25 protein-coding genes, 1 rRNA gene and 1 other RNA gene are annotated in these 24,663 nt (G+C 27.5%); 18 read left to right on the top strand and 9 right to left on the bottom strand.

Annotated features, from left to right (window positions below; all coding sequences use genetic code 11):
- Positions 1-251 precede the first annotated feature (251 nt).
- The 5 genes from TICRE_RS07455 to TICRE_RS07435 are packed head-to-tail and all read left to right on the top strand — an operon-like array spanning position 252 to position 5,114.
- On the top strand, positions 252-1,133 hold the full coding sequence (locus tag TICRE_RS07455; RefSeq protein WP_075726690.1) for a polysaccharide deacetylase family protein: 882 nt from the start codon (positions 252-254) through the stop codon (positions 1,131-1,133).
- Positions 1,134-1,140: 7 nt separating this feature from the next.
- Positions 1,141-1,830, top strand: coding sequence for a response regulator transcription factor (locus TICRE_RS07450; RefSeq protein ID WP_075726688.1), 690 nt, complete (start codon positions 1,141-1,143; stop codon positions 1,828-1,830).
- Positions 1,831-1,842: 12 nt separating this feature from the next.
- Positions 1,843-3,240, top strand: a complete 1,398-nt coding sequence (locus tag TICRE_RS07445; protein ID WP_233120169.1) for a sensor histidine kinase — start codon at positions 1,843-1,845, stop codon at positions 3,238-3,240.
- Positions 3,237-4,739, top strand: coding sequence for a hypothetical protein (locus tag TICRE_RS07440; RefSeq protein ID WP_075726684.1), 1,503 nt, complete (start codon positions 3,237-3,239; stop codon positions 4,737-4,739). The genes TICRE_RS07445 and TICRE_RS07440 overlap by 4 nt, the downstream gene beginning before the upstream one ends.
- Positions 4,740-4,778: 39 nt before the next feature.
- A complete protein-coding gene (locus tag TICRE_RS07435) occupies positions 4,779-5,114 on the top strand; it encodes a hypothetical protein (protein ID WP_075726682.1) in 336 nt (111 codons plus the stop codon).
- On the opposite strand, the gene TICRE_RS07430 is transcribed toward TICRE_RS07435, so the two are convergent.
- The 5 genes from TICRE_RS07430 to TICRE_RS13845 all read right to left on the bottom strand — a co-directional run bounded on the left by TICRE_RS07430 (position 5,111) and on the right by TICRE_RS13845 (position 8,481).
- Positions 5,111-5,359, bottom strand: a complete 249-nt coding sequence (locus tag TICRE_RS07430; RefSeq protein ID WP_075726679.1) for a GIY-YIG nuclease family protein — start codon at positions 5,357-5,359, stop codon at positions 5,111-5,113. The genes TICRE_RS07435 and TICRE_RS07430 overlap by 4 nt on opposite strands.
- 8 nt (positions 5,360-5,367) lie before the next feature.
- Entirely contained in the window at positions 5,368-5,982 is a 615-nt protein-coding gene (locus TICRE_RS07425) for a regulatory protein RecX (RefSeq protein ID WP_075726677.1), read from the bottom strand.
- Positions 5,969-6,976 carry an alpha/beta hydrolase family protein gene (locus TICRE_RS07420; protein ID WP_084191888.1) on the bottom strand — a complete coding sequence of 336 codons (1,008 nt, stop codon included), beginning with the start codon at positions 6,974-6,976 and terminating at the stop codon, positions 5,969-5,971. The genes TICRE_RS07425 and TICRE_RS07420 overlap by 14 nt, the downstream gene beginning before the upstream one ends.
- 12 nt (positions 6,977-6,988) lie before the next feature.
- Complete coding sequence (locus TICRE_RS07415) at positions 6,989-7,996, bottom strand: alpha/beta hydrolase (protein ID WP_075726675.1); 1,008 nt, start codon at positions 7,994-7,996, stop codon at positions 6,989-6,991.
- Positions 7,997-8,064: 68 nt separating this feature from the next.
- On the bottom strand, positions 8,065-8,481 hold the full coding sequence (locus tag TICRE_RS13845) for a PspC domain-containing protein (RefSeq protein WP_408645650.1): 417 nt from the start codon (positions 8,479-8,481) through the stop codon (positions 8,065-8,067).
- A 147-nt stretch (positions 8,482-8,628) separates the two neighbouring features.
- Here TICRE_RS13845 and TICRE_RS07405 point away from each other — a divergent pair, with 147 nt between their 5' ends.
- The 3 genes from TICRE_RS07405 to TICRE_RS07395 are packed head-to-tail and all read left to right on the top strand — an operon-like array spanning position 8,629 to position 11,747.
- The gene (locus TICRE_RS07405; protein WP_075726673.1) at positions 8,629-9,060 is read left to right on the top strand and encodes an FHA domain-containing protein; all 432 of its coding nucleotides are present in this window, start codon (positions 8,629-8,631) and stop codon (positions 9,058-9,060) included.
- A 7-nt stretch (positions 9,061-9,067) separates the two neighbouring features.
- Positions 9,068-10,318, top strand: a complete 1,251-nt coding sequence (locus TICRE_RS07400; RefSeq protein ID WP_075726671.1) for an FtsW/RodA/SpoVE family cell cycle protein — start codon at positions 9,068-9,070, stop codon at positions 10,316-10,318.
- Complete coding sequence (locus TICRE_RS07395) at positions 10,302-11,747, top strand: peptidoglycan D,D-transpeptidase FtsI family protein (RefSeq protein ID WP_233120168.1); 1,446 nt, start codon at positions 10,302-10,304, stop codon at positions 11,745-11,747. Before TICRE_RS07400 ends, TICRE_RS07395 begins: the two co-directional genes overlap by 17 nt.
- 132 nt (positions 11,748-11,879) lie before the next feature.
- On the opposite strand, the gene TICRE_RS07390 is transcribed toward TICRE_RS07395, so the two are convergent.
- Entirely contained in the window at positions 11,880-12,686 is an 807-nt protein-coding gene (locus TICRE_RS07390) for an NAD(+)/NADH kinase (protein WP_075726669.1), read from the bottom strand.
- A gap of 92 nt (positions 12,687-12,778) precedes the next feature.
- Here TICRE_RS07390 and TICRE_RS07385 point away from each other — a divergent pair, with 92 nt between their 5' ends.
- The gene (locus TICRE_RS07385) at positions 12,779-13,678 is read left to right on the top strand and encodes an RluA family pseudouridine synthase (protein ID WP_075726667.1); all 900 of its coding nucleotides are present in this window, start codon (positions 12,779-12,781) and stop codon (positions 13,676-13,678) included.
- Here TICRE_RS07385 and TICRE_RS07380 read toward each other — a convergent pair whose 3' ends face one another.
- Complete coding sequence (locus TICRE_RS07380) at positions 13,679-14,296, bottom strand: hypothetical protein (RefSeq protein WP_075726665.1); 618 nt, start codon at positions 14,294-14,296, stop codon at positions 13,679-13,681.
- A gap of 131 nt (positions 14,297-14,427) precedes the next feature.
- On the opposite strand from TICRE_RS07380, the gene TICRE_RS07375 reads away from it, so the two are divergent.
- From TICRE_RS07375 to ssrS, 3 genes are all read left to right on the top strand, one after another.
- Positions 14,428-14,697, top strand: a complete 270-nt coding sequence (locus TICRE_RS07375; protein WP_075726663.1) for a hypothetical protein — start codon at positions 14,428-14,430, stop codon at positions 14,695-14,697.
- Positions 14,698-14,826: 129 nt separating this feature from the next.
- A complete protein-coding gene (locus tag TICRE_RS07370) occupies positions 14,827-16,563 on the top strand; it encodes an ATP-dependent metallopeptidase FtsH/Yme1/Tma family protein (RefSeq protein WP_075726661.1) in 1,737 nt (578 codons plus the stop codon).
- Positions 16,564-16,625: 62 nt separating this feature from the next.
- A non-coding RNA gene (gene ssrS / locus TICRE_RS07365) (6S RNA) lies at positions 16,626-16,801 on the top strand.
- Between the two features lie 39 nt (positions 16,802-16,840).
- Here the strand turns inward: ssrS and TICRE_RS07360 are convergent.
- Both TICRE_RS07360 and TICRE_RS07355 read right to left on the bottom strand, forming a co-directional pair.
- Positions 16,841-18,847, bottom strand: coding sequence for an ABC transporter ATP-binding protein (locus TICRE_RS07360; RefSeq protein ID WP_075726659.1), 2,007 nt, complete (start codon positions 18,845-18,847; stop codon positions 16,841-16,843).
- Positions 18,848-18,860: 13 nt separating this feature from the next.
- Positions 18,861-20,609 (bottom strand): ABC transporter ATP-binding protein, encoded by a 1,749-nt coding sequence (locus TICRE_RS07355; protein ID WP_075726657.1) that lies wholly within the window; start codon positions 20,607-20,609, stop codon positions 18,861-18,863.
- 145 nt (positions 20,610-20,754) lie between these two features.
- Here TICRE_RS07355 and TICRE_RS07350 point away from each other — a divergent pair, with 145 nt between their 5' ends.
- The 6 genes from TICRE_RS07350 to TICRE_RS07325 form a co-directional block, all read left to right on the top strand.
- Positions 20,755-20,940, top strand: coding sequence for a hypothetical protein (locus TICRE_RS07350; protein ID WP_075726654.1), 186 nt, complete (start codon positions 20,755-20,757; stop codon positions 20,938-20,940).
- 99 nt (positions 20,941-21,039) lie between these two features.
- Positions 21,040-21,600: a YtxH domain-containing protein gene (locus tag TICRE_RS07345; RefSeq protein WP_075726652.1), complete on the top strand. Its 561-nt coding sequence runs from the start codon at positions 21,040-21,042 to the stop codon at positions 21,598-21,600.
- Positions 21,601-21,657: 57 nt separating this feature from the next.
- Complete coding sequence (locus TICRE_RS07340) at positions 21,658-22,131, top strand: hypothetical protein (protein ID WP_075726650.1); 474 nt, start codon at positions 21,658-21,660, stop codon at positions 22,129-22,131.
- Positions 22,132-22,262: 131 nt separating this feature from the next.
- Positions 22,263-23,156 carry a diacylglycerol/lipid kinase family protein gene (locus TICRE_RS07335; protein ID WP_075726647.1) on the top strand — a complete coding sequence of 298 codons (894 nt, stop codon included), beginning with the start codon at positions 22,263-22,265 and terminating at the stop codon, positions 23,154-23,156.
- A 35-nt stretch (positions 23,157-23,191) separates the two neighbouring features.
- A complete protein-coding gene (locus TICRE_RS07330) occupies positions 23,192-24,202 on the top strand; it encodes a LacI family DNA-binding transcriptional regulator (protein WP_075726645.1) in 1,011 nt (336 codons plus the stop codon).
- Between the two features lie 376 nt (positions 24,203-24,578).
- Positions 24,579-24,663 (top strand): 16S ribosomal RNA (locus TICRE_RS07325); the annotation flags it as partial.

Below are 24,663 nucleotides of genomic sequence, written 5' to 3'. Positions count from 1 at the left end.
GATAATATCAAAAACAGCAAATGAAGTAATTGGAAATATACCCATATTGTCAGATGGTAGAAATAGTGGCTTAAATACTATACTTAAGTCTCTTAGAGGAGCTTAGAATTAATATTTAATATATTGGAATACTTTTATTTATAAAACCCAAAGTAACTTGACACTATCTCTATTATTAATAAAATTGTAAACTCTTAGGATTAATTGTATAATATTATTATAGTAGAACATATAAAAATGGGGTGTTAAAAGTGAGAAAAAGAAGAAGAAAAACGAAACTTGTCTTCTTTTATCTAATATTGTTTATTTTAATGGTTGGATTTTTAGGCACAAAACTTACTAAGATTAATTTCTTTCATGAAGATATAGCATTTGCCATAAGTTTAACAGATGGGCAAAAAATAATGGGAGAAAGAGATCCACTAAATAAAGAAATAAATAGAAGGATAGGAGAGGAAAAACAAAGGAAATTAGAAATAGAGAGAAAAAAAATAGAAGAAGCAGAAAGAATTGAAAATAAGAAAAATCCTAAAAAGATTGCATACTTGACTTTTGATGATGGTCCTTCTGCAAAATCTACACCTATAATATTAGATGTATTAAAGAAATATGATATAAAAGCCACATTTTTCATAGTGGGAAATATGGTAGCTAAAGATCCGGATATGCTAAAGAGAATCTATAATGATGGTCATCAAATTGGAAATCACACCTATAGCCACAACTATAATCATATCTATAAAAACCCTAAAAACTTTATGGATGAAATTTATAAAACTGAAAATCTTATAAAAAGTATAGTTGGAGAAGAATTTGATTCTAAAGTTATAAGGTTTCCTGGAGGATCTTTTGAAAAAAAGAAAGATCCTATCAAAAAAGCATTGATAGAATCAGGATATAGATACTTTGACTGGAATGCTTTAAATGGAGATGCAGAGGGTTCTAAGTTTTCTGAAAACTATTTGGTAAATAGGTTAAAAGAAACTGTCAAAGGTAAAAGCAAAGTTGTAATACTTATGCATGATACCGATCCAAAGATTACAACAGCAAAAAGTCTAGAAAAAAGCATTAAATTTTTATTAGATGAAGGATATGAATTCCAGATATTAGATGAAAATTTCAAGTGGGAGTAGTGATATAATGAATAGCAAGATATTGTTGATTGAAGATGAAGAATCTATCAGAAAATTTGTAAAGATAAATTTAGAGAGATCAGATTTTGAAGTCTTAGAAGCTGAAACTGGAGAACTAGGAATTGAACTAACTAGAAAAGAAAAACCTGATATTTTGGTATTAGATATTATGCTTCCTGGAATGGATGGCTTTGAAGTTTGTAGAATCCTTAGGGAAGAGTTTCCTACTATGGGGATAATAATGCTTACTGCTAAAAGTCAGGATATAGATAAAATAATGGGCTTAGAATATGGAACAGATGATTATATGACTAAGCCTTTTAATCCTATGGAACTTGTACTTAGGGTTAAGTCGTTAATCAGACGAATGAAGCAAAGACAAAGTAAAGGAAATACACTATTAAAATTTGGACCATTTCAAATTGATAAGTATTCAAGAAGGTTTTTTAGAGATGAAATAGAAATGGACTTAACTCCTACTGAATATTCGATTATAAAGTTATTCTTAGAAAATCCAGGGAAAGCTTTTAAAAGAGATGAGATACTCAATATAATTTGGGGAGAAGATTTTGTAGGAGATTCTAAGATAGTAGATGTAAACATTAGAAGACTTAGATCTAAAATAGAAAATGACCCAAGTAAACCTGAATTCATAGAGACTGTTTGGGGACTTGGATATAGGTGGAAAAACAAATAGTAGGAGAATATTATGAAAAAAAGCATTAGAAAAAGGCTTGTAAAAAATTTTATGTTAGTTATTTTAATAACTGTAGTGATCATAGAAATATTCCTTAGTAATAGTGTAAAAGAGTATTATTATAAAAATCTAGAAGATGTATTGACAAGTCAAATAGAATCCTCTACTTCATTTTATTCAAGATACTTTCCTTCTTTTAATTTAGATGATATATTAATAGATGATATAGATATGTTTTGGAGATATACAGATGTACAAGTTCAAATATTATCTTTGGAAGGAGAACTTCTTTTAGATACATTAGGGATAAGCTCTAAAGAACCTATAAATACTTTTGATATAGTAAGGGCTCAAAATGGAGAAAAGGGAGTATGGATAGGCACAGTTCCTTATTCGCCTGAATCAGTTATGGCTATATCTGTTCCTTTGATAAAAGATGATGAATCTATAGCTATTATAAGATTTGTATCGTCTTTAGAGGAAACCAATACAATCATACAAAATATAATTATAATTTTAATTATAATAGGGTTAATTGTGATAACTATAGGGGGGATAGTAAGTATAATACTAGCTAATTCAATAGTAAATCCTTTAGAGAGGGTATCTAATGTTGCTGAAAAGATGGCAAATGGACAACTTAAGATAAGAAATGATATAGAAAATGATGATGAAATAGGTCGGCTTGCAAGTACTCTAAACCATATGGCAGATGAGATAATTAAAAGAGAGCAAATAAAAATTGACTTTATATCTTCAGTATCTCATGAGCTTAGGACGCCGTTAACTTCTATAAAGGGCTGGTCTATTACGCTTCAAACAGAAGATATTGAAAAGGATTTACTTTTGGATGGACTTAAAATCATTGAAAAAGAAAGTGATAGATTGTCTTTTATGGTGGAAGAGTTATTAGATTTTTCAAAGTTTATATCTGGAAGAATAACCTTAGAGAAAGATACATTTGACTTTAGTTCTACTTTAAATTTTATAGCTAAACAATATATGCCTAAATCAAAAAATAGCAATATAAATTTTTCAGTAGAAATAGATGAAAATGTAAATATGATAGTAGGCGATGAAAACAGAATAAAACAGGTGCTTATAAACTTATTAGATAATGCTTTTAAATTTACAGATGAAGGTGGATGTGTTGAATTAAAAGCGTATATGAAGGGAGATAATCTTATATTAGAAGTGGAAGATACAGGTATAGGTATATCAGCTGAGGATCTACCAAAGATAAAAGAAAAGTTTTATAAAGGCAACACAAGTAGAGCAAATAGTGGTATAGGTCTAGCTATATGTGATGAAATCGTGAAGCTTCATGAAGGCGAATTAAACATAGAATCTCAATTAGGTAAGGGAACAGATATAAAAGTAATCCTACCTTATGAGGAGGAAAGTATATGAATAAATTCAAGATAATTACAATCGTTTTTCTACTTATGATAATATTATCCGCTTGTAGTATAAGTGAACCAAGTATAAATGAGAGATTAAAAGCTCCTAAAAATACTACAACTCCATTAGAAGGAAAATGGAATGTTACAGATTATATTCCTATTTCTGGGACAAACTCAAAAGAAGAAAAAGAGTATATGGGTCAACCAGCGCTCTTTCATAAAGAAGGTCTAATATTTATGAATTACTACACCGTTAAGCCTTCTTTTAAGATGAAAAAGGTAAATGCAGTAGACTATTTTTTATATAAATATAAAATTAGTGCCAATAAGCTTGGTATAGATAGTAAAAATGTAGAAGTTTTCAGTATTTATAATGATAATCAATTTTTCATGGAAGTTGTTAAAGACAATAAAGGTAATTTATTTTTATATATGGAAGATGGATTTTATAAACTTGAAAAGATGATTGATAAGGTAAGTATAGAAGAAATAAAAAAATATATTGATATTGAAGAAAAGATGACAGAGAATTTAAAAGATAAAAAAACTGAGAATCAGAATAGTGGTATTTTACTAGGAATTAAAACTTCTAAATTTGATGAAAAAAACAATGCTCCTGATTGGTCATATAGTACGATTTGGATAAATACAAAAGATAAAGAGGTAGAAGAAATATATAAAATAGATGAATTGTTATTACCTAGAAAAAATGGTTTTTGGGAAATAGATGTAAATAGAACTATAGAAAAAGATTATATATCTGATGAAATCAATGCTAATCCTCAAATATATATAAAAGATGATAAAAAAATTAGTAGCTCTTTTATAGAAAATGAAGTTACTAGAAGTGAAGAACTTAATTTACAAGAAAAATCTATTTTAAAAAATATATTATATGTAGGAAAGAACTATATATCTACTGAAAGCATAGATATGGCTAATAAAAACAAAAGAACAATGAAAATGCAAACAGTAGATAATTTAAAAAATAATAATTCAATAAATCTGGGTGATATAATAGAGGGTGGAAAAGAGATATTTTTAGAAGGAGCTCAAAGTCTATTGAATATAGATGAAACTGTTTTATTAGATGAGGGTAATATAGGGCTAACTAGAAAAAATGGATACTGGATGCTAAAGGGTAGAGTTAATTATGAGAAAAATGAAGAAGAATTAAATAAAGATTTTATTATTAAAGCAGTTCCACCAGAAGAGATGATAGGTTATGATATGCACTTTATCTTATGGGATGAATTAAAGCGAAAATTTCCTAATATGATCGATATGTATTCTTCCCCAAATGAAGATATTGTAATAATTCGTAACCAATTTGAACTATTAGTTTATAGCAATGACCTACTTGAAGATATAAATTCTCATCCTTTAGCTAGAATAGAAATACCAGAGAGTGACTCTATTGTGATGGCAGAATGGTCAACACAAAAATACACTGAAATTTGGAGAAATGAAATTCTAAAAAGAGATGCTAAAAAGATAGAATGGTAAAGTATATCTAAAATATATATTTATTATAGGAGGAAACTTATGAAAGATCTATTAGATCATTTAGAATATGCAAAACTATTTATGATTATATCAGTTGGAATGGTTGCATTAACATATCTTGCGCATATAATTTTTACAAAGAAAAAAATGGCAAAGTATATGCCTGGAATAGTATCTATTATTATAGGAATATATGCATTGCTGACAATAAACGGAAGAATCATATTTTTAGATGATATAAATAATTTCACTGTATTTGTAATGGGTGTAGCAGTAGGTCTTATTGGAATATCTGTAGCACTTATTATAAGTGTTTTTAATAAAGGGAAAGTTAAAAAAGATAATAGTATTAAAAAAGGTGAAGAAGCTAGTTAAGCTTTTTCACCTTTTATTATCTTTAGTTTTTGAATCCTATTTAATTTTTTTAAAGTGTATTCTCTTTTAAGAGCTTCACTTTTAGTTTTATATTCTTCCTTATAAACTAATTCTACTGGAAGGCGTCCTCTAGTATACTTTGCTCCCATTCCCTTATTATGGGTCTTAATTCTTCTTTCTAAATCTACAGTAAATCCTGTGTATAAAGTATTATCATTGCATCTTAAAATATAAACATAAAACATAAAACCACCTAATCTAATAATTCTTTTAATATCTTATTTACTATATCAAAAGAATATCCTTTTCTTTGTAAAAATCCTCCAAGTTTTCGATAAATTTTATTTTTATCATCATCTTTATAAGTAGAATACTTTTTTGTAGCGATTTGAAGTGCCCTTTCATACTCATCATCATCTTCTTCTACAAGAACTGATTCTATAATATCTCCATCTATGCCCTTTAGTATAAGTTCTCTTTTTAGTCTCTGAGTACCGAATTTATTTAGATTTATTTTATCTTTTACAAAGTTTACTGCAAAAGATTCATCATCTATATAATTTTGATTTTTACAAAAGTATATTGCTCTTTCAATATAGTCTTTTTCATATCCTTTTTCTTTTAATTTATTTCTTATCTCTCGTTCAGACCTTTGTCGATATGAAAGAAAATTTAAGGCTGTATTTATTGCCTTTCTAGCCTCTTCTTCTTTTAACACATTTTCAATAAAATCATCATCTATATCTTTGTCAATTTTCAGGTCATAAATATATTTAAGCTCCAAGCTTAGACCAAAAGCAAATTTATGGTCTATGTATATATTTACTCTATCTTTTTTTCTTTGTGGTTCTATATCAGTAATTTTCATTTTTTATATCTCCTTTTATTGAAGCTTTTATAAATCTAATTGTCTTTTTTATAATACTTATAGTAGTATAGTCTTTTAATTCAGTGTCAAAAGAATGAAAACCTTTACTATGAACTAAAAAAGAGGATGGTACATTTAAAGCTTTTAATCTTTTTATAAGTTTTATAGAAGAGTCAAAGGGAACAATTCTATCCAATTTACCATGGACTACTAAAGTAGGTATCATCTTTTCACTTAACCAATTGTTTGGAGAATAATTTGCATATACTTCTTCTTCAGTTACTGGAGTTCCCTTTAAAGTTCTAGAAGCAGCAAAACGTGTAAAAAGCGACTTGCTATCTTTTTTAAACAAATCTTTAAGATCGGAAGGAGGGTAGTAAGCCACCACAGATTTTATTCCTTTCATTCTTTCTTTATCTTCCATAAATGTATTAAAAGAAGAGTAAAGTAGTGCTAAATGCCCTCCTGCGGAAAGACCCATTAGTACAATATTATCAGTATCAATTTTTAATTTATCAGATTTTGTTTTTATAAATTCTAAACCATCACTATAATCTGCGAGTATATCTTTTATAGTATTTTTATATCCATATCTATAATCTATACTAGATGCTATAAAACCTCTAGATGCTAAATATCTACACCATGATATATTATTAGGTTGATTTCTAAATCCAGATATCCACCCTCCACCGTGGCAAAAGTATACTAGGGGGTATTTTCCTTTTGATCTATCTAAAGGATAATAGATATCTATTTTTAATTGTTTTTCATCTATTATTTTATAGACAAAAGTTTTTACTTCAATATTTTCACTTACTTCCATAGGAACTTTAGATCTTAAAGTTTTCCATATAAAAACAAATAATGTTCCTAAAAAATAAATAAGCCCAAGACCTATATCTTGTACTGATATAAATAAGAATACTATAAACAAATAGACCTTATTTACTATAAAAAAAGATTTTTTAATCTGTTCTTTGATTTTTTCCAAAAGTTCACTTCCTTATTTATCCAGAGGATCTTGAATTTTTTCTTTTTTAAATAAATTTTTTTGAGAATGTTTATCAGTTATATGAACTTTATGAAGTATATACTTACCTAAAAAATAGCTAAATGGAAGCCATGTTACATGTGATATAGGTAGGATTCTTCTTTTGCCACCCTTCATTTGGTCATATAATATTTTTCTAGAATCAAGAGGAAGAGTATTATCAAAATAAGCATCTAAAAATGTAATCTTTTTTTTATCTAAAAAGTGAGCATAAGATATAGGGTCGATTTTAAAAAGTGGATGTATATCTTCACTTTTAAATAACTCTTCTTTAGTCATGGTTTTAACTAAAGGAAACTGTTCATTGTAAGTTTTATAGAGTTTATCTTTATTATCAAAATCATAATCAGAAAACGCCTTTGTAGCAAAAAGTCTTCTTGCAAAAGCTGCAACAGGAGATTCGTGAAGAATCTTTGGAATATGACCTCCAGTTGCCATAAATAGAGTATGGGCAATTCTATCATCAATAGCTGAAACAATTGAGCTAATCATTCCTCCCAGACAGTATCCGGTTAAAATAGAGTTTTCTTTCCATAAGTTTAAGTGCTCCAATAGATCTAGCGTTGAGAGTACATCGACAACTCCATGTTCCCAAAATTTATATAATATATCTATATCAGGGTAAAGATAAGATTTTCCACTTACCGAATTGTTCTCTACTCTAGTATAGTTACCAGGTAATATAAGAATACTAGTGTTAATTCCAGCAGAGGCTAAATGAGGGCCTATCCACAATAAAAACTTTATATTACGGCTACCAAGTCCATGTAGTATTAAAGATGAAGCTTTTATTTCAGACTTAGGTTGAAAGTTATAAAGTTCTACTTGTTCAGAACCCTTAGCAGGACTTCTATATAGACTTTTATATCTTATATAAGAGCATCTATAGTTATTTCCTTTAAATATATAACCTGATACAAAATCAGGTATTTCTTTTTTGTAATTAAAGTCTATATTCATATCTATCCCTCTTTATCAAAGTAATTTTATTATTAGCTATAATAAAAAACCTTATTTTATAAGGTTTTTTATCTTAAACTATTCTTAATTTTATTTTTATCCATTAATAGATATATACCCAATATTATTAAAAGAACTGGCCAAAAATCTATTAATTTTCTACTATAATATTTAATTATAGATAAAATTTGTGGGAAATGTACAGGTAAAAAAGTATTAATTAATAATATAATTCCTAAAACTATTAAACTTATTCCTAAAAAAGAACTATTATTAGTGCTATAATTGGAACTAGAATCTTCTTCTATTATATCATCTTCTAAAGGAATTATAGCACTTAATACTATGTAGATAATGGTCAGAGTTAAAAAAGCATTTATAGCTAATACTGTATATATAATTCTTAAAAATAAAGTATTTATATTGAAATATTCTCCAATACCCCCAAGTACTCCTGAAAAAACCTTATCACTTTTAGAACGAATAAGTCTTTTAATTATTATCTCCTCCTTTTACCATTAAGTATATGATATCAAATTATAAGTATTATTGAAATACTTATAATAAATTTATTCACAAGTTCTTACAAATGTGATAATATCTATAGGTATAGATATATAGGAGGAAAACCAATGTATAATATTTTGTCCGTAATATTTAAATATATTTTTATTATTATCATTTACATGTTCATCTTTAGTATAATAAGGCTTATTTACTTGGATATTAAAGGAATCAGCAGGCTTAAAGATGGTGATGGAGCTTATTTAAAATTAATAAATAAAAAAGATTCACTACCTTTTAAAATAGATGAACATTATATTATTGAAGAAAACTTAAAGCTAGGTCGTAAAGGAGATAATGATATAATAATTAAAGACCCATTTGTATCTAAGACTCACTTTAATATAATTAAAGATGAAAATCAATATTTCTTAAAAGATCTTAACAGTTCAAATGGTACCTTTTTAAATGGTGAAAGATTATTAGATGTTGTGAAATTAACTAATGGAGATAGAATAAGAATAGGAAATATTGAGTTTTTATTTGTAAATAGAGAGTAGGTGTATTATGTTATTAACAGGTAGAATAAAAAATAATGTTCCCAGAAGGTTGCTTTTTATATTTGAATTTCTAGCTCTATTTTTATTGTTAATATATGAAGCTAAAGTTCCTGATTTAAAAACAGTTTTAAATGCTCTAGCACTTCTTGTGATAGTTTATTTGTCCAACTTAATCTTGATAAAGGTTTCCTCAGGGGATAATTATATATTTCAAATTGCAACTATGCTAGTTTCAATAGGTGCTATTATGATATATAGAATGGACCCGTCGATAGGTACAAAACAATTAGCATGGTTTACAGTTGGAATACTTTGCTTTTACATGACTTATTTTTTACTCAAACATATAAGGATATGGGACAAGATTACTTATATATATATAGCTATGTCTTATATTTTATTCGCGCTTACATTTGTATTGGGTGAAAGAAAATATGGTGCTATAAACTGGATCGAAATTAAGGGCGTAAGTATTCAACCAGGAGAGATTATAAAGATTTTATTAATATTTATTATAGCAGGGTTTTATTCTAATTATGAAAAGTATAAAAGGAAGAAACAATTATCTTATATTTTAATAGGGATAATATATTCTTTTATTGGGCTTCTTTTTTTGCAAAAAGACCTAGGAATGGCTTTAATGTTTTATTCTATATTTATATCACTTCAGTATATCTATGAGGATGATAGAAAACTTATACTCTATAATATAGGACTCTTTATCTTTAGTGCTATACTAGGATATTTTCTATTTAGCCATGTAAGGATAAGAGTTGAAACGTGGCTAAACCCATGGAGGTTTATAAATGATAAGGGGTATCAGATAACTCAGTCTCTATTTGCTATAGCTGAAGGTGGTTTTTTTGGAAAAGGATTAGGTCTTGGATATCCTCATTTTATACCTCTACCTTATAATGATTTTATATTTTCTGCTATAGTAGAAGAAATGGGTATATTTACGGGTATAGGAATCATAATGCTTTTTTTAATTCTATTTTATAGAGGATTTAAAATAGGCATGAATCAAGAAAACAAGTTTTATAAAATATTAGCATTAGGCATAAGTGTTTTATTTGCAGTACAAGCATTTATAATCATAGGAGGGGTAATAAAACTCATCCCTCTTACTGGAATTACACTGCCATTTGTATCATATGGTGGAAGTTCACTTATAACGAGTTTCATAGCACTTGGAATACTACAGGTAGCTTCTGAAGATTTAGAAAGTAGGATGAAGATAGATGAAGAAGAAAGTTAAGATGCCAAAAGAAAACAAAAGAATAATAACTGTACTTGTTGCACTTTGTTCTCTTCTTATTTCTCTAGTAATATATATTAGTTATTTTCAAGTATTCAAAGCTGAATCTATTAAAGAGAATTCATATAATAAAAGATTGTGGATAAATGAAGAGAATGTTCTTCGAGGTTCTATTTTAGATAGAAATGGTAAGGTTATTTCTTATAGTGAAAAAGAGGATGATAAAAACATAAGATATTATCCATATGGAAGACTATATAGCCATATCATAGGATATAGCTATAGACAGTATGGGAAATCTGGACTTGAAAAAGAATATAATAATGAACTATTAGATATAAATGAGACTAATGCATTAACTGAAATAAAAAACCTTGTTTTACCTAAGTCTGTAGGAAACGATTTAAAACTTACAATAGATCACAGTGTTCAAGAAAAGTCACAATCACTTTTAAAGGGTAAAAAAGGTTCTATAATTACTATGAACCCTAAAACAGGAGAAGTATATTCTATGGTCAGTATGCCGGACTTTGATAGTGCTAATTTAGATAGCGAATGGAAGGGTATAATAGAAAGTAGTGAAAGCCCCCTATTAAATAGATCTATTCAAGGCTTATATGAACCAGGGTCTATATTTAAAGTTATAACTTCAGTTGCAATGCTTGAGACATATGGGATAGATAAAAATTATCTATGCAAAGGTAAAACTACAGTAGAAGGTTATACTTTTAAAGATTATGGAAATGGAGTTCATGGAAAACTTGATTTAAAAGGAGGCTTTAAAAACTCTTGTAATCCATATTTTGTAGAAAAATCTCTAATGATTGGTAAAGAAAAACTAGGTGAAGTGGCAGATAAATTTATGATAAATAAAAATATTGCATTTGACCTAGATGTTAAAAAGTCAAAGTTTGACTATAAAAAAGCCATGGGAAAAACTAAGATTGCAGCTTCAAGTATTGGTCAAGGTGATGTATTGGTTACTCCGTTAAATATGGCTATGATGGTATCAGCTATAGCAAATGGTGGCGAAATGGTAAAACCTATACTAGTTAAAGATGTAATAAATAAAAATGGTCAAACTATCAAGACTAATAGTACTGAAATTTTATCACAAGTATCAAATAATGATGCAGTAGAAGAAGTAAAAGAAATGATGAGAGAAGTTGTAGTTTCTGGAACTGGAAAAAATGCCAGTATAAAAAATGTTAAAGTATCAGGTAAAACAGGTACCGCTGAAAATGCATCAGGAAAGTCTCATAGTTGGTTTATAGGTTTTGCACCATATGATGATCCAAAGCTAGCCATAGTTGTTCTGCTAGAGGAAGAAGGCACTACTGGGGGTAAGGGTGCAGCACCCATAGCTAGAGATATGCTTATACATGGCTTAAATAATATTAGTTTTGCGGAGGAAAAAATAGATAATTAAAGAATTCGGGGAAGTAAAGATTTAAAAAGCAATAAATTACGAATTCATAGAAAGTACTTTAAATGGTAAGGACAAAATTACTGATAGTTGTAAAAAACTTATAAAAAGAACCTATCTGGAGGTAGGTTCTTTTTATAAGAATTTACTTTTTAAATTATTCCAATAAATGTCTTTATCAAAATTTAGTTTATATATTTTTTTATCAGAAGATTTAAAGTTTATATAATTGATATTATCATATTTGAACTCCATACCATCATTTAAGATAAGAGTAGAATTAGTATAATAAAATTCCGGTTTAATTTTAATTATCAAATCTCCTGGGACTACAACAGAGCTAATAAGAGATCTATATACTTTAGAATTTAGAGGTGATAGGGGAGTTATTTGTAAAGTTTTTAAAGTTGGATATACAATACTTCCCCCTGCCGATAAATTATAAGCAGTACTTCCAACTGGTGTAGAAATAATAATACCATCCCCACTAAATTTTTCTAAATGATTTTCCTCTATAAAAAGATCTAAATGAATTATTTTAGACTGCATTCCTTTTATTACGATTTCATTTACAGCTGTTAAATAATATTTTTTAGTTTTTGTAAATATTTCTGCACTAACTAGATATACTTCTTCTATAGTGTATTTTTTATTTACATATTTTAATATGAAGTCATCTAGATATTTAGGGGAAATTTCTTGGAAAAATCCTAAATGACCTGTATTTATGCCTATAAATGGTATAGTGGGGAATTTGTTTCTATGAACTGCTCTTAAAAAGGATCCATCACCCCCTACGCAGATATTTAATTCTGCATTGGAATCATATTTATCTGGAATTATAAAACCTTGCTTTAAAAACTTCTCTTTTAAAATAGCAGAAGTTTTTCTTGATTCGAAATTCTTGTTAGATATAATGTTTATTTTTCTTGGTTTATTCAAAAGTCACTCTACTCCTTCGTCATTTCTAATAAGATAAATTTGGTATATTTAAGTCTATTATATAATAAATAACAAAATATAGGGAGGAATTTATGAATTATTTCAATCAAAATGAAAACATTGTAATATTTGAGTGTAAAGATAATGAAAAAAGCTTAGAACAATTTTTAATTAATAAAAACATATCATCTAGATTATTTAGAAAACTATATAGATATAAAAATATATTGGTAAATGGAGAACATAGAAGAAAAGATTTACCCATGAAAAGTGGTGATAGAGTCATATTAATTATGGAAGATGAAATAAACAATATAGAATCAGAAAAAATGGACTTAGATATCATATATGAAGACTTTGATCTTTTGATATTAAATAAACCTGAGAATACAGTAGTTCATTTAACTAAATCACATCAAAAAGGTACATTATCTAATGGCATCACATACTATTTTAAAGAAAAGAATATTAAGAAAAAAGTTAGATTTGTAAATAGACTTGATATGGATACAACAGGAATACTTATAGTTGCAAAAAATCCTTTTGCCCATCAACAACTTGCTCTACAATTTGAAGAAGAAACGGTTGTAAAAAAGTATTTAGCTGTAGTAGAAGGTATAGTAGAAAGTGAAGAAAACGTAATTGATTTACCTATTGGAAGAAAAGAAGATGGAAGTATAAAAAAAATGGTTGATAAAAATGGGCAAAGAGCTATAACAAAATATAGAGTAAAAAAGAGATTTAAAACTTCGACATTACTAGAAGTACAAATATTCACAGGAAGATCTCATCAAATAAGAGTCCATTTAAATCATATAGGGCATCCAATAATTGGAGATAAACTTTACTATAAAGAAGATGCAAATATAGATAGGCAAGCTCTACATTCTAATTATTTAAGGTTAAAACATCCCAGAACAGGAGAAGATATAGAGTTTATTGCAGAACTTCCATCAGATATGCAAAGACTAATAAAACTAATGAAGGATTAATTATCCTTCATTAGTTTTATCTTGATTTGGATTAGTTTTTTGAGAATTAAGTAGCTTTACTATATCTAACATTTTTTCTACACTTTTATCTTGTTTATTATCCGAAGAATTATCTCCCAAAAGAGGAGAAACTATCTTTAAGATATCTTCTATTCCATTTGTGCTATCTACATTCTTCATAAAATTATTTAATACTGAATACATCTTTTTATACTTATCTATATTTAATACTAAATCCATAATTATACCCATGTTTTTTATATTATCTTTTGATGTTTCGTCTTGTACTACCGATACTATTTTTCTAAGTCGTTCCGTATTATTGTCGAAGTGAATAGTTTTATTTGATTTTATATTTTGCATATTTGCAAACTCTTTTAACTCCTCAACTTTTACTATACCTTTAGAAATCATAATGGCCTTTTCAAAAGAAGGTGAAAACTCTTCGGGGATATAAGGACTTATATTTTCAGCTATATGTATTTTTTCTAAAGTATATGTTGGATTAACTTCTAACGACTTTACATAATCTTTTACGAATTCTGTACTTGTTTGTAATTTTGAATTTTTATTTTTATTTAAAAGTAACAATAAAACCAATAGTGTTTTTTCATTCATGGTAAGCAAGCCTCCTTAAACTATAATACTTTATTATATGCCTTTCTTTTGTTTTGTTTACTTTTAAAGGGAATATAGTCACTAAAATTTTCATAGATTATATAATAATGGAAAGGGAGGTATGAAATTTTATGAAAAAAGATTTTATGGAAGATTTAGACAAATACAATATTGATAAAAATGATTTAAATCGAATAAAAGATTTAGCAGCGGATTATGAAGATAAATCAGAAGAAGAGATATATGTAGAAATAATACGTATAAATGAAGAAATAGAAAAAGAAATGAGTTATGAAGAATATGAAGCTTTATTTGAAAAGCTTAAAACTATCAGGCCTTTATTAAATGAAGATCAAAATCAAAAACTTGATTTTTTACTAAAGACATTAAAAAGAGACTAAAACAAAAGAGGGCGTATGCCCTCTTTTGTTTTAATATTGTATTTATGGCATATGTAGGAAATAGAAAAAAGCATATTTAAATGTTATAATATTATTAATAAGATTTAACATTTAGAAAGGGGCAAGGATGTGAAAAACAAGAAAAGATATCTAATATTAGGTATTGTTTTAATTATCATAACAACACTTATCTTTTTTGTTTTAAGAAAAGATGATAAAGCTATCTCTATGTCTTATACATCTTTTATGGATGAACTTCAAAAATCAAATGTAAAAGAAGTGACAATAGGAAAATCACCTAATATAGAAGGTGTTTTAAAAGATGGGAAAAAATTTATTACAGATAATCCTCGTACAGAAGACTTTAAAAAAGAATTACTTGTTAAAGATGTTGAAGTAAATGAACAAGATATTGAATTAGGAGATAAGATAGTTTCTATTGTACTTAGTATAGGATTAGTGGTATTAGTTTTATATATGAGAAAGAATTATTCAAAGGTTGCAGAAAAAGAGATAAACAATTTAGCTCAAATCGAGAAAATTGATTATGATAATAGTATAAAATTTAAAGATGTAGCAGGTAATGAAGAAGCAAAAGAAGCCCTACATGAAATGGTAGATTTTATAAATAGACCTGAGGTGTATGAAAAATATGGCGCTAAACTTCCGAGGGGTGTTCTTTTATACGGACCTCCTGGAACGGGAAAGACTTTACTTGCCAAAGCATTGGCAGGAGAGGCAGGAGTTCCTATTTTCCCTGTATCGGGTTCAGATTTTATACAAGTATATTCAGGCCTTGGAGCTAGTAGAATAAGAAGTTTATTTAAAAAAGCTAAAGAAGCAGGAAAATCGGTAATATTTATCGATGAGATAGATTCTTTAGGTAAAAAAAGAAAAGGGATGGATGCTTCTTCTAACGAAGAAGGGGATAGAACATTAAATGCTCTCTTAGCAGAAATGTCTGGATTTAAAGATAGCGAAGGGATAATAGTTGTAGCCGCTACTAATAGAATAGATGTACTAGATGAAGCACTTCTAAGACCAGGAAGATTTGATAGACAAATAGAAATACAATTGCCAGATGTGGTAGCTAGAGAAAAGATTTTAAATTTACATGCAAAAAACAAGCCATTAGATGAAGATGTAGATTTTAAAAGAGTTGCTCTGGAAACAATTTATTTTAGTGGTGCTAAGCTTGAAAATCTTTTAAATGAATCAGCTATAATTGCTGCTAAGTCAAAATGTAAACTAATTTCACAAAACGATATAGATAAAGCTTATTATAAAGTTTTAGTAGGGGATGAAAAAAAGGAGAGAAATTCTATAACTCTAAAAGATAGAGAAATTACAGCTTATCATGAAGCTGGACATGCCCTAGTTACTAAGCTTGTTTGTAAAGAAAATAGAGTAACAAGAGTAAGTATAATTCCAAGCACAAAAGGAATGGGAGGATTTAGTTTAAACATTCCTAAAGAGAGTATATACAAAACTAAAAAAGAAATCTTAGCTAATACTATGATAGCGTTAGCAGGTAGGGCTAGTGAAGAGATAATATTTGGAAAAGATTATATAACAACTGGAGCAAGCTCAGATTTAGAAAAATCTACAACTATGATAATATCACTTATTGGAATATATGGTATGGATTCACAAGCAGGTCTTTTAAATTATAATGCCATATCAAATGATTTTTCTCAAGATATGAAAATAATAAATAGATCAAAAGAGATATTAGATAGTTTATATTTAGATACTATAAAATTATTACAAGATAATAAGGTGAAGCTTAATATACTAGCAAAATCATTATTAGAAAAAGAAACTTTAGGTGAAGAGGAAATAAACAATATACTCAAATCAATTTAAAAAAATATATTTGAAAATCTACTTGAATAAAGTATTGGATAAGTGTATAATGATATTAGTAAAGAATACTGAAATGTTTGTGAATCTTTGTAATTCAACCGACATAACAGACACGGGAGTCTGCGTTTGATATAGGATAACATGCCACTGTAGAGTGGACTTTAGAATATATTGACAAGAAACCCCCTTATAAAAAGGCGGGTGTGAATTATCTGGGTTTACGGCATTTTGGTTACAAGAAGTCCCTTAAGTTTAAACTTAAGGGACTTTTAATGTCTTAACCTTTAGAATATTGTAATTTATATAATGAATAATAGATGCCTTCTCTTTTGAGCAATTGTTGATGATTTCCCATTTCTTTTATTTCACCTTTATTTAAAACAATAATATTATCTGCATGTTGTATAGTTGAAAGTCTATGGGCTATTGCAATAGATGTCCTATTTTTAATAAGTTTTTCTAAAGCATCTTGTATAAGTGATTCTGTTTCTGTATCAATATTTGATGTAGCTTCATCAAGTATAAGAATCTTTGGATCATATGCAAGAGTTCTTGCAAATGAAAGAAGTTGTCTTTCACCGGAAGATAGCGTCAAACCTCTTTCCATTACAGGTTCATCATATCCATTTGGAAGCTTATCTATAAATTTATTAGCATTTACATACTTTGCGACCTCCTCAACCCTTTTTCTATCTATATTTAAATTATTTAATCTTATATTATCTTCAATTGTACCAGTAAATAAAAATACATCTTGAAGAACTACCCCTATATATTTTCTTAAAGCATATTTATCTATATTTTTTATATTTATATCATCTAACAATATTTCTCCTTTTTGAATGTCGTAAAATCTAGTTATAAGATTTATTATAGAAGTTTTACCAGCACCTGTAGAACCTACAAAAGCTACAGTTTCTCCTGGATTTATAATAAAGCTAATATCTTTTAAAACCCAATCTTGATTTTGATAGGCAAACCATACATTTTTAAACTCTATTTTTCCTTTTATACTATCTAGTTTTTTAGGAGTATCTTTGTTTTCTATAAAACTTTTATCATCTAATACATTAAATATTCTCTCGCTAGAAGCAATAGATGATTGAAGTATATTATATTTTTCAGCAAGTTCCATAATGGGAACAAAAAATCTTTGAAGATAATCAATAAAGATATATAATACACCAAATTCTATAGTATTTGACATAACATCTCCACCCCCAAAATAAATTAAAAGGGCGATACCTATAGATCTAACTATTTCAATAGATGGCCTTAATATAGCATATATTTTTACTTCTCTTTTATTGGTTTCTAGATAGTCTTTATTTAAATTATCAAACTTTTTATTTGTTTTATCTTCTTTATTAAATATTTGTATGGTTTTCATACCTGTAAAATTTTCATTTAAGCTAGAATTTATTTTAGCTAACTGAAGTCTACCAAGTCTATATACTAATCTTATTTTATTTCTAAAGAAAATAGAAATTACAATTATTATAGGTAGTAATGCAAATGAAATAAGAGCTAGTTTATAATTAAGTTTAATCATAATAATGATGATACCTAAAAGAGTAAATATGTCTTTAAATAGATTAACTAAAACAGAAGTATACATTTCATTTAAATTTTCAGTATCATTAGTCACTCGAGTTACTAACCTTCCTATAGGATTTTTATCAAAGAATGAAATATTTAATCTTTGTATATGATTAAATATTTCCTCACGTATATTAAATATTATCTTTTGACCCGTATAGTTTAATATATATACTTGTAGGTAATTAAAGACAAAGGTAAATAAAATAACTATAAAAAAATAAATAGAAATTTTATTTATACTTTTTAAATCTTCTTGCCTAAAGGCATCATAATCAACTTTTGAAAGTTTTATTCCATTGGCTATATTGTCTTCACCATAGTCTACTAAGTAGTATACATCATTTCTTTTTATTATATTTTTAACAGGGTTGTTTTTAATAAATTTATTATTTGGATTTTCTAAATCATCACGTCTTATATACTTTTTATCATTAAATTCTGTTGCTTTTATAGAAGATGAAACATCTAATTCATACATCGGTTTACTTATACCATTTATATGATCATCAATTACTATTTTTAATAGATAAGGATTTAATAGTTCAAGTCCCGTTATAACTAACAATAATATAAGAGAGAGGAGTAAGAATTTCCAATAAGGTTTTGCATATCCTAGTAATCTTTTGACAAGTTTTATATCATAAGTTTTTCCTAAAGTGCTTTTTTCATTTGTAGAATTCATATACAAATACCTCCTATTTCTCAAACTTTTCTTCTAATAATTGTCTGTCGTATAAGTCTTTATATAAACCATCTAACTTTAGCAATTCTTTATGTTTACCTCTTTCTACAATAACTCCATCATCTAAAAGTAAAATTTCATCAGCAGATTGAATAGTGGATATTCTATGGCTTATTATTATTTTAGTTATGTTTTCTCCTAATTTATTTAAATTATTTAAAATATTTTCTTCAGTAGCTGTATCTACTGCAGAAAGGGAATCATCCAATATTAAGATAGATGGATTTTTAATAAGTGCTCTAGCTATAGAAACCCTTTGTTTTTGTCCACCTGATAGTGTAACTCCTCTTTCACCTAATATGGTATTAAATCCATCTGGAAACTCTAAAATATTATCATAGACTTCAGAAGCTTTTGCAGCTTCATAAACTTTTTCAATAGGAATTTCATCATCAAATGAAAAAGCTATATTATCTTCTAGAGTTTGAGAAAACAGAAAGTTATCTTGTGGTACATATCCTATATTTTTTCTTAAAGATGCTAAACTTATATCTTTTATATTTATATTATCAATTAATATCGAACCACTCTCTATATCATATAATCTTAAAAGAAGACTTAATATTGTAGTTTTACCACTACCTGATTTGCCTATAATAGCTAAAGTATCTCCTTTATTTACCTTAAAACTTATACTATTAAGTGCATTATAATTACTATTTAGATATTTAAAATTTACATCTTTAAATTCAATTTCACCTTTAAATTTATCTAAAACAATAGCTTCTTTCTTTTCTACTATATCAGGTTTTTCATCAAATATTGTATTAAGTCTATCCATCGATGCAGCTCCTCTTTGTAATACGTTTATAACTTGTCCTAGTGCTCTAGTGGGCCAGTTTAAAAGAGCTAAATAGGAATTAAAGGCTATAAAAGAACCTAGAGATATATTTCCCGAAATTACTTGTTTTCCTCCATAAAAAATAGTGATAAGTAAACTAATGGAAAAAACAAATTGTAATAGTGGACTAAAAGAACCCGAAATCTTAACTAAATCTAAGTTTTTTTGAAAATTTCTATTATTTGTTTTTGTAAATTCTTGCGAGACTAAGTCTTCTTGCACAAAAGACTTTATAACTCTTATACCAGAAAAGTTTTCTTGGGTAGTTTCTGTCAAATCAGAAAGAGCTATTTGAACTTCTTTAGATTTATTATAAATGATATTTCCAAACTTCCTTGTCAATAATATTATTATAGGTAGATTAAATACGGCAATAATTGTAAGTTTAAGCGAAGTAGTTCTAATCATCATAAATAAAGATAAAATTATGATGAAAAGTGAATCAATTAGCATAATAGTACCAAAACCTAAAGCCATTCTTACTGAGTTAATGTCATTTGTAGCATGACTCATCAAATCTCCAGTCTTATGATGATTATAATAATTAGGGGATAAAGTAGATAAGTGCTGAAATAGTTTTTTTCGTAGATAATACTCCAGTTTCCTAGAATTGCCTATAATATAAATTCTCCAAAGATATCTTCCTACCCCAATACCTACTCCTGTTAAAACTATATAAATACAATATTTTATTAAATCACTTCTATTTATTGAATTATTTTGGAAACTATCTGTTAAAAGCTCTAAAATTTTAGGTACAATTAATTGTACTAAATCTACAAATAATAGCCAGATGAGTCCTACTATATAGCCCCGTTTATTTTCTTGGAAAAATTTTTTTAATCTTTTAAATGAATGCATAAACAATCCTCCTAATCCCGTAAAAAATTATGAAAGTTTTATGTTCGTATAAAAAATGTATATTTTTCTATAAATAAGGTAATATATTAAATATACACTATAATTCAAAATTTGAAACTTTGAAGATATAATTGGAGGATATAATATGGAAATGAATACGAACGAAATTATTAAAAAGAAAATTTTAGATTCACAAGAAATGGTTAGAGATTATAAGGCCTATTCAGGTAAAGTAAAAGATACAGAAGTGGCAGATCTCTTTAAGACATTATCTGAAGAATGTGGATATCAAGCAAAAAAGCTTCAAGATATATTAAAAGAAAGATTGTGATTTTAACTAAATCTTCAAAAATCTATGATTATGATAAAAGTAATAGGGTATTATATAGAACATAATTAACTTAAAATAAAATTTAAAGGGGAGATTTGGATGTTAGGTAAAATGTTAGAAGATAAAAGAAAAGAATTCTCGAGAAAGAAGAAGATGGAAACTGCTAAAAATGTTGCAACTGGTACTGTTATAGGTACAGCGTTAGGGGCTGTAGCTGGACTTTTGTTAGCACCACAATCAGGGAAAGATACCAGAGAGGATATTAAAGATAAATCTAAAGAAGTAGCTCAAAATGTTAAATCAACTGTAGAAGAAAAAATGGAAGAGGCTAAAGATTTTAAAGATAAAATTTCTAGTGACTTAAAAGACAATATTGAAGGGATGAAAAACGCAAAAGATGAAGTTGCAAAAGATGTAAAAGAAGGATACAAAGATATGAAAGATACTATTAAAGATACACAAGAAAATGTAAAAGATAGTATGGATGAAGCTAAAGACGATATGAAAGACCTAAAAGAAAACGCAAAAGATACTGCTGAAGATGTAAAGAAAGATACTAAAGACAATATGAAAGATGCTAAAGATAATTTAAAAGATGCTACAAATAATGTTAAAGATGCATGGAAAGATGCTAAGAAAGATGTTAAAAAAAATTATTAAAATAAATTAAATCAAAACAATTACTCATTAAACTAAACATAAGAAAAGGGGGCAATCATGACTGCTAATTTAACCATAAATGATCTATTTACACTCATTTTATTTTTAATTGGAATAGGAGTAGGTATAGTTTTAATCCTTGTGTTAATGAAGATAAATAAGATACTTGGAAATGTAAAAGAAGTATTAGAAAACAATACTAAGTCAATAGATACAACTATTAAACATCTACCAGATATAAGTTATAATATAAATGAAATAACTAGAGAGACAAAAAACACACTTACAACTCTTCAACCAGAAATAAATACATTATTATCTAATGTAAATAGCATCTCTGGGAAAGTAAGTAATATAACTGAGAGCGTAGAAGATGCAACTGCTAAAGTTCACGATACATTTGATACAGTTACAAATAGTATTGTAGATACAGCATACTCTTTTCAATATAGTACTAAGAGCATAACTGATTATCTAAATACTATAAAAGAGATAATAGAAGTAATTAAAAATATAATATTAAAAAAATAAGTCCTTTGTCAAAGGACTTATTTTATTTCACTGGTTTTTATGAATAATTAAATATTGATATATTTCCTAATATAATATATATTGTATTTAACATATCTTGTGAGATACAATATATTGAAAGGTTTGATTAAATGGAAAGAATAAAACTTATTATAAATCCTTCTTCAGGGAGACAAGCAGTAGAAACTAGAGTTGATTATCTTTGCAAACTTTTATTAGATGATGGATATACTTTAGGAAAATATTATACTCAAAAAAAAGATGATGCTGTGAATGAAACTATAAAAACTTGTAGTAGCGGAGAGTGGGATACCATAATAGCTTGTGGCGGAGATGGAACAATAAATGAAGTTGCAACTGGAATAGCTAAAAGCACAAATAAATTACCAGTTGCAATTCTTCAAAGTGGAACTGTAAATGACTTTGCAAACTATATGAACATGCCTAGCAAGATTCCAGATTTTTTTAAAATGATTAAAAACAGACACATAGTAGAAATTGATTTAGGTAAAGTAAATAATAAATATTTTGTAAATGTAGCAGCTGGGGGACTCTTAACAGATGTTGGCTTTCAAGTTCCTATAGAAGCAAAAGCACTACTTGGAAGAATGGCATATTATTTTGAAGGTCTGAGAACACTTATATTGCAGGGAATTGAACCTATTCACTTAAGTTTTGAAAGTGAAGAATATACTAAGGAAGAAGATGTGTTATTATTTGTTGTATCTAATAGTGCATCTATAGGAGGATTTAAAAAACTTGCTCCTGATGCGGATGTATTAGATGGGCTCTTAGATGTTCTTATTATAAAAAATTCTGATATTCCTGAACTTGCCAATATATTTTTCAATGTTTTAAAGGGAGACCATATAAATCATCCAAATGTAGTTTATTTCAAAACTAAGAACATATTAATAAGGGCAAAAAAGAATATAACTATAGATATAGATGGAGAAGCAGGAGGAAGACTTCCAGCTAATTTTAAAGTAATACCTAGTGGTATGAAAATAATAGTAAACAAATAAATAAAAATCTAATCAATTGAGCGAGGAGTGGTTTTATGACAATTACAATAAAAGATGTAGCAAAAATGGCAGAAGTTTCAATTTCAACTGTTTCTAGAGTAATAAACGACTCTAAGCCAGTTAGTCCAGAGGCTAGAAGAAAGGTCTTAAATGCTATAGAAGTTTTAGGATATGAGCCAAATGAAATTGCAAGAAGCTTAGTAACTAGAAAATCTAATTTAATAGGAGTAATAGTTGATGATATAGGAAGTTATTATGTATCACAAATAGTACGGGGTATTGAAGAAATAGGAAGAATGTATAATTATGATATAATAATAGGTAGTAGCTATGGTGATCCAAAAATAGAAATGAAGTTTTTGCAACTTTTTAAAACCAAGCAAGTAGAGGGAATCATATTAGTTTCTGAAATTGTAGATGATGATGTAATAGATTATATAGAAAATTTAAAAATACAAGTTATATATTTAAACAGATACTATGTTGTTCCAGGTCTACTCACAGTTTATTTAGACAATAAAAAAGCAGCCAATATAATGATGGAATATTTAAGGGAATTAGGACATGGAAATATATTATACTTAACTCAAAAACGTGATATAGATTCGACTATAGAGAAAAGAAAAATAGAAGGCTATAAGGAAAGTATGAAAGAAATAAATAAAGAACCCCTTATTCATACCATAGATACTCATAGAATAGAGGGAGCTTATAAATATGGGGAAGAGATATTAGAAGTTATTAAAAATAATGATATAACAGCAGTCTTTTGTTCCCAAGATGAACTAGCTATAGGACTTATGAATTATTTGTATGATCAAGGTATAACCGTACCGGAAGAAATATCTGTTGCCGGATACGGAGATATAAGTGTAGCTTCAATTTTTAGACCTACCCTTACAACAATCAAAGAACCTTATTATGATATGGGAGCAGTATCTATTAGAAAGATATTGAAATCCCTTAAGGGTAAAAAAAATAGTAATACAGAAGATATAGAATTGCCTATAAGGATTAAGAAAAGAGGAAGTTGTAAAAAAATATAAAATAAATCAAAAAAACAGTTGACTTATCTATTAAAAAGGTGTATTATAATAAAAGCCGGTTAAGAAAACGGCAAACAAAACAATTTAAAAAAGATTTAAAAAAACTATTGACTTATCAGTAAAAAGATAGTAAGATAGTAAAAGTCGGCTAAGGGGCACGACAGAAAAGTCAAAACAAACTTTAAAAAATATTTTAAAAAAGTGTTGACAAGCTTCCTTGAAAATGATATACTAAACAAGTTGTCTCGAGAGAGCAACACTGAACATTTGATAATTAAATAGTGTGAGATACTTTGAATTATAGATTTAAAACATGACAGTCAATGTCAAAGACAAGCAACAAGTCAGCAAATAAACGAGAGCTATTTTCAAACTTTTAAATGAGAGTTTGATCCTGGCTCAGGACGAACGCTGGCGGCGTGCCTAACACATGCAAGTCGAGCGAAGTAATTATCTTTGAT

Origin of the sequence: Tissierella creatinophila DSM 6911 (genome assembly GCF_001940565.1) — a bacterium.
GTDB lineage: Bacteria > Bacillota > Clostridia > Tissierellales > Tissierellaceae > Tissierella_A > Tissierella_A creatinophila.
Note: the sequence above shows the minus strand (reverse complement) of the source record. Positions and strands in the feature narration are given on the sequence as shown.

Coding starts and splice junctions, on each gene's coding strand:
- TICRE_RS07450 (WP_075726688.1), top strand. CDS start 1,141: ATGAATAGCAAGATATTGTTGATTGAAGATGAAGAATCTATCAGAAAA.
- TICRE_RS07445 (WP_233120169.1), top strand. CDS start 1,843: ATGAAAAAAAGCATTAGAAAAAGGCTTGTAAAAAATTTTATGTTAGTT.
- TICRE_RS07440 (WP_075726684.1), top strand. CDS start 3,237: ATGAATAAATTCAAGATAATTACAATCGTTTTTCTACTTATGATAATA.
- TICRE_RS07435 (WP_075726682.1), top strand. CDS start 4,779: ATGAAAGATCTATTAGATCATTTAGAATATGCAAAACTATTTATGATT.
- TICRE_RS07430 (WP_075726679.1), bottom strand. CDS start 5,359: ATGTTTTATGTTTATATTTTAAGATGCAATGATAATACTTTATACACA.
- TICRE_RS07425 (WP_075726677.1), bottom strand. CDS start 5,982: ATGAAAATTACTGATATAGAACCACAAAGAAAAAAAGATAGAGTAAAT.
- TICRE_RS07415 (WP_075726675.1), bottom strand. CDS start 7,996: ATGAATATAGACTTTAATTACAAAAAAGAAATACCTGATTTTGTATCA.
- TICRE_RS07405 (WP_075726673.1), top strand. CDS start 8,629: ATGTATAATATTTTGTCCGTAATATTTAAATATATTTTTATTATTATC.
- TICRE_RS07400 (WP_075726671.1), top strand. CDS start 9,068: ATGTTATTAACAGGTAGAATAAAAAATAATGTTCCCAGAAGGTTGCTT.
- TICRE_RS07395 (WP_233120168.1), top strand. CDS start 10,302: ATGAAGAAGAAAGTTAAGATGCCAAAAGAAAACAAAAGAATAATAACT.
- TICRE_RS07385 (WP_075726667.1), top strand. CDS start 12,779: ATGAATTATTTCAATCAAAATGAAAACATTGTAATATTTGAGTGTAAA.
- TICRE_RS07380 (WP_075726665.1), bottom strand. CDS start 14,296: ATGAATGAAAAAACACTATTGGTTTTATTGTTACTTTTAAATAAAAAT.
- TICRE_RS07375 (WP_075726663.1), top strand. CDS start 14,428: ATGAAAAAAGATTTTATGGAAGATTTAGACAAATACAATATTGATAAA.
- TICRE_RS07360 (WP_075726659.1), bottom strand. CDS start 18,847: ATGAATTCTACAAATGAAAAAAGCACTTTAGGAAAAACTTATGATATA.
- TICRE_RS07355 (WP_075726657.1), bottom strand. CDS start 20,609: ATGCATTCATTTAAAAGATTAAAAAAATTTTTCCAAGAAAATAAACGG.
- TICRE_RS07350 (WP_075726654.1), top strand. CDS start 20,755: ATGGAAATGAATACGAACGAAATTATTAAAAAGAAAATTTTAGATTCA.
- TICRE_RS07345 (WP_075726652.1), top strand. CDS start 21,040: ATGTTAGGTAAAATGTTAGAAGATAAAAGAAAAGAATTCTCGAGAAAG.
- TICRE_RS07340 (WP_075726650.1), top strand. CDS start 21,658: ATGACTGCTAATTTAACCATAAATGATCTATTTACACTCATTTTATTT.
- TICRE_RS07335 (WP_075726647.1), top strand. CDS start 22,263: ATGGAAAGAATAAAACTTATTATAAATCCTTCTTCAGGGAGACAAGCA.
- TICRE_RS07330 (WP_075726645.1), top strand. CDS start 23,192: ATGACAATTACAATAAAAGATGTAGCAAAAATGGCAGAAGTTTCAATT.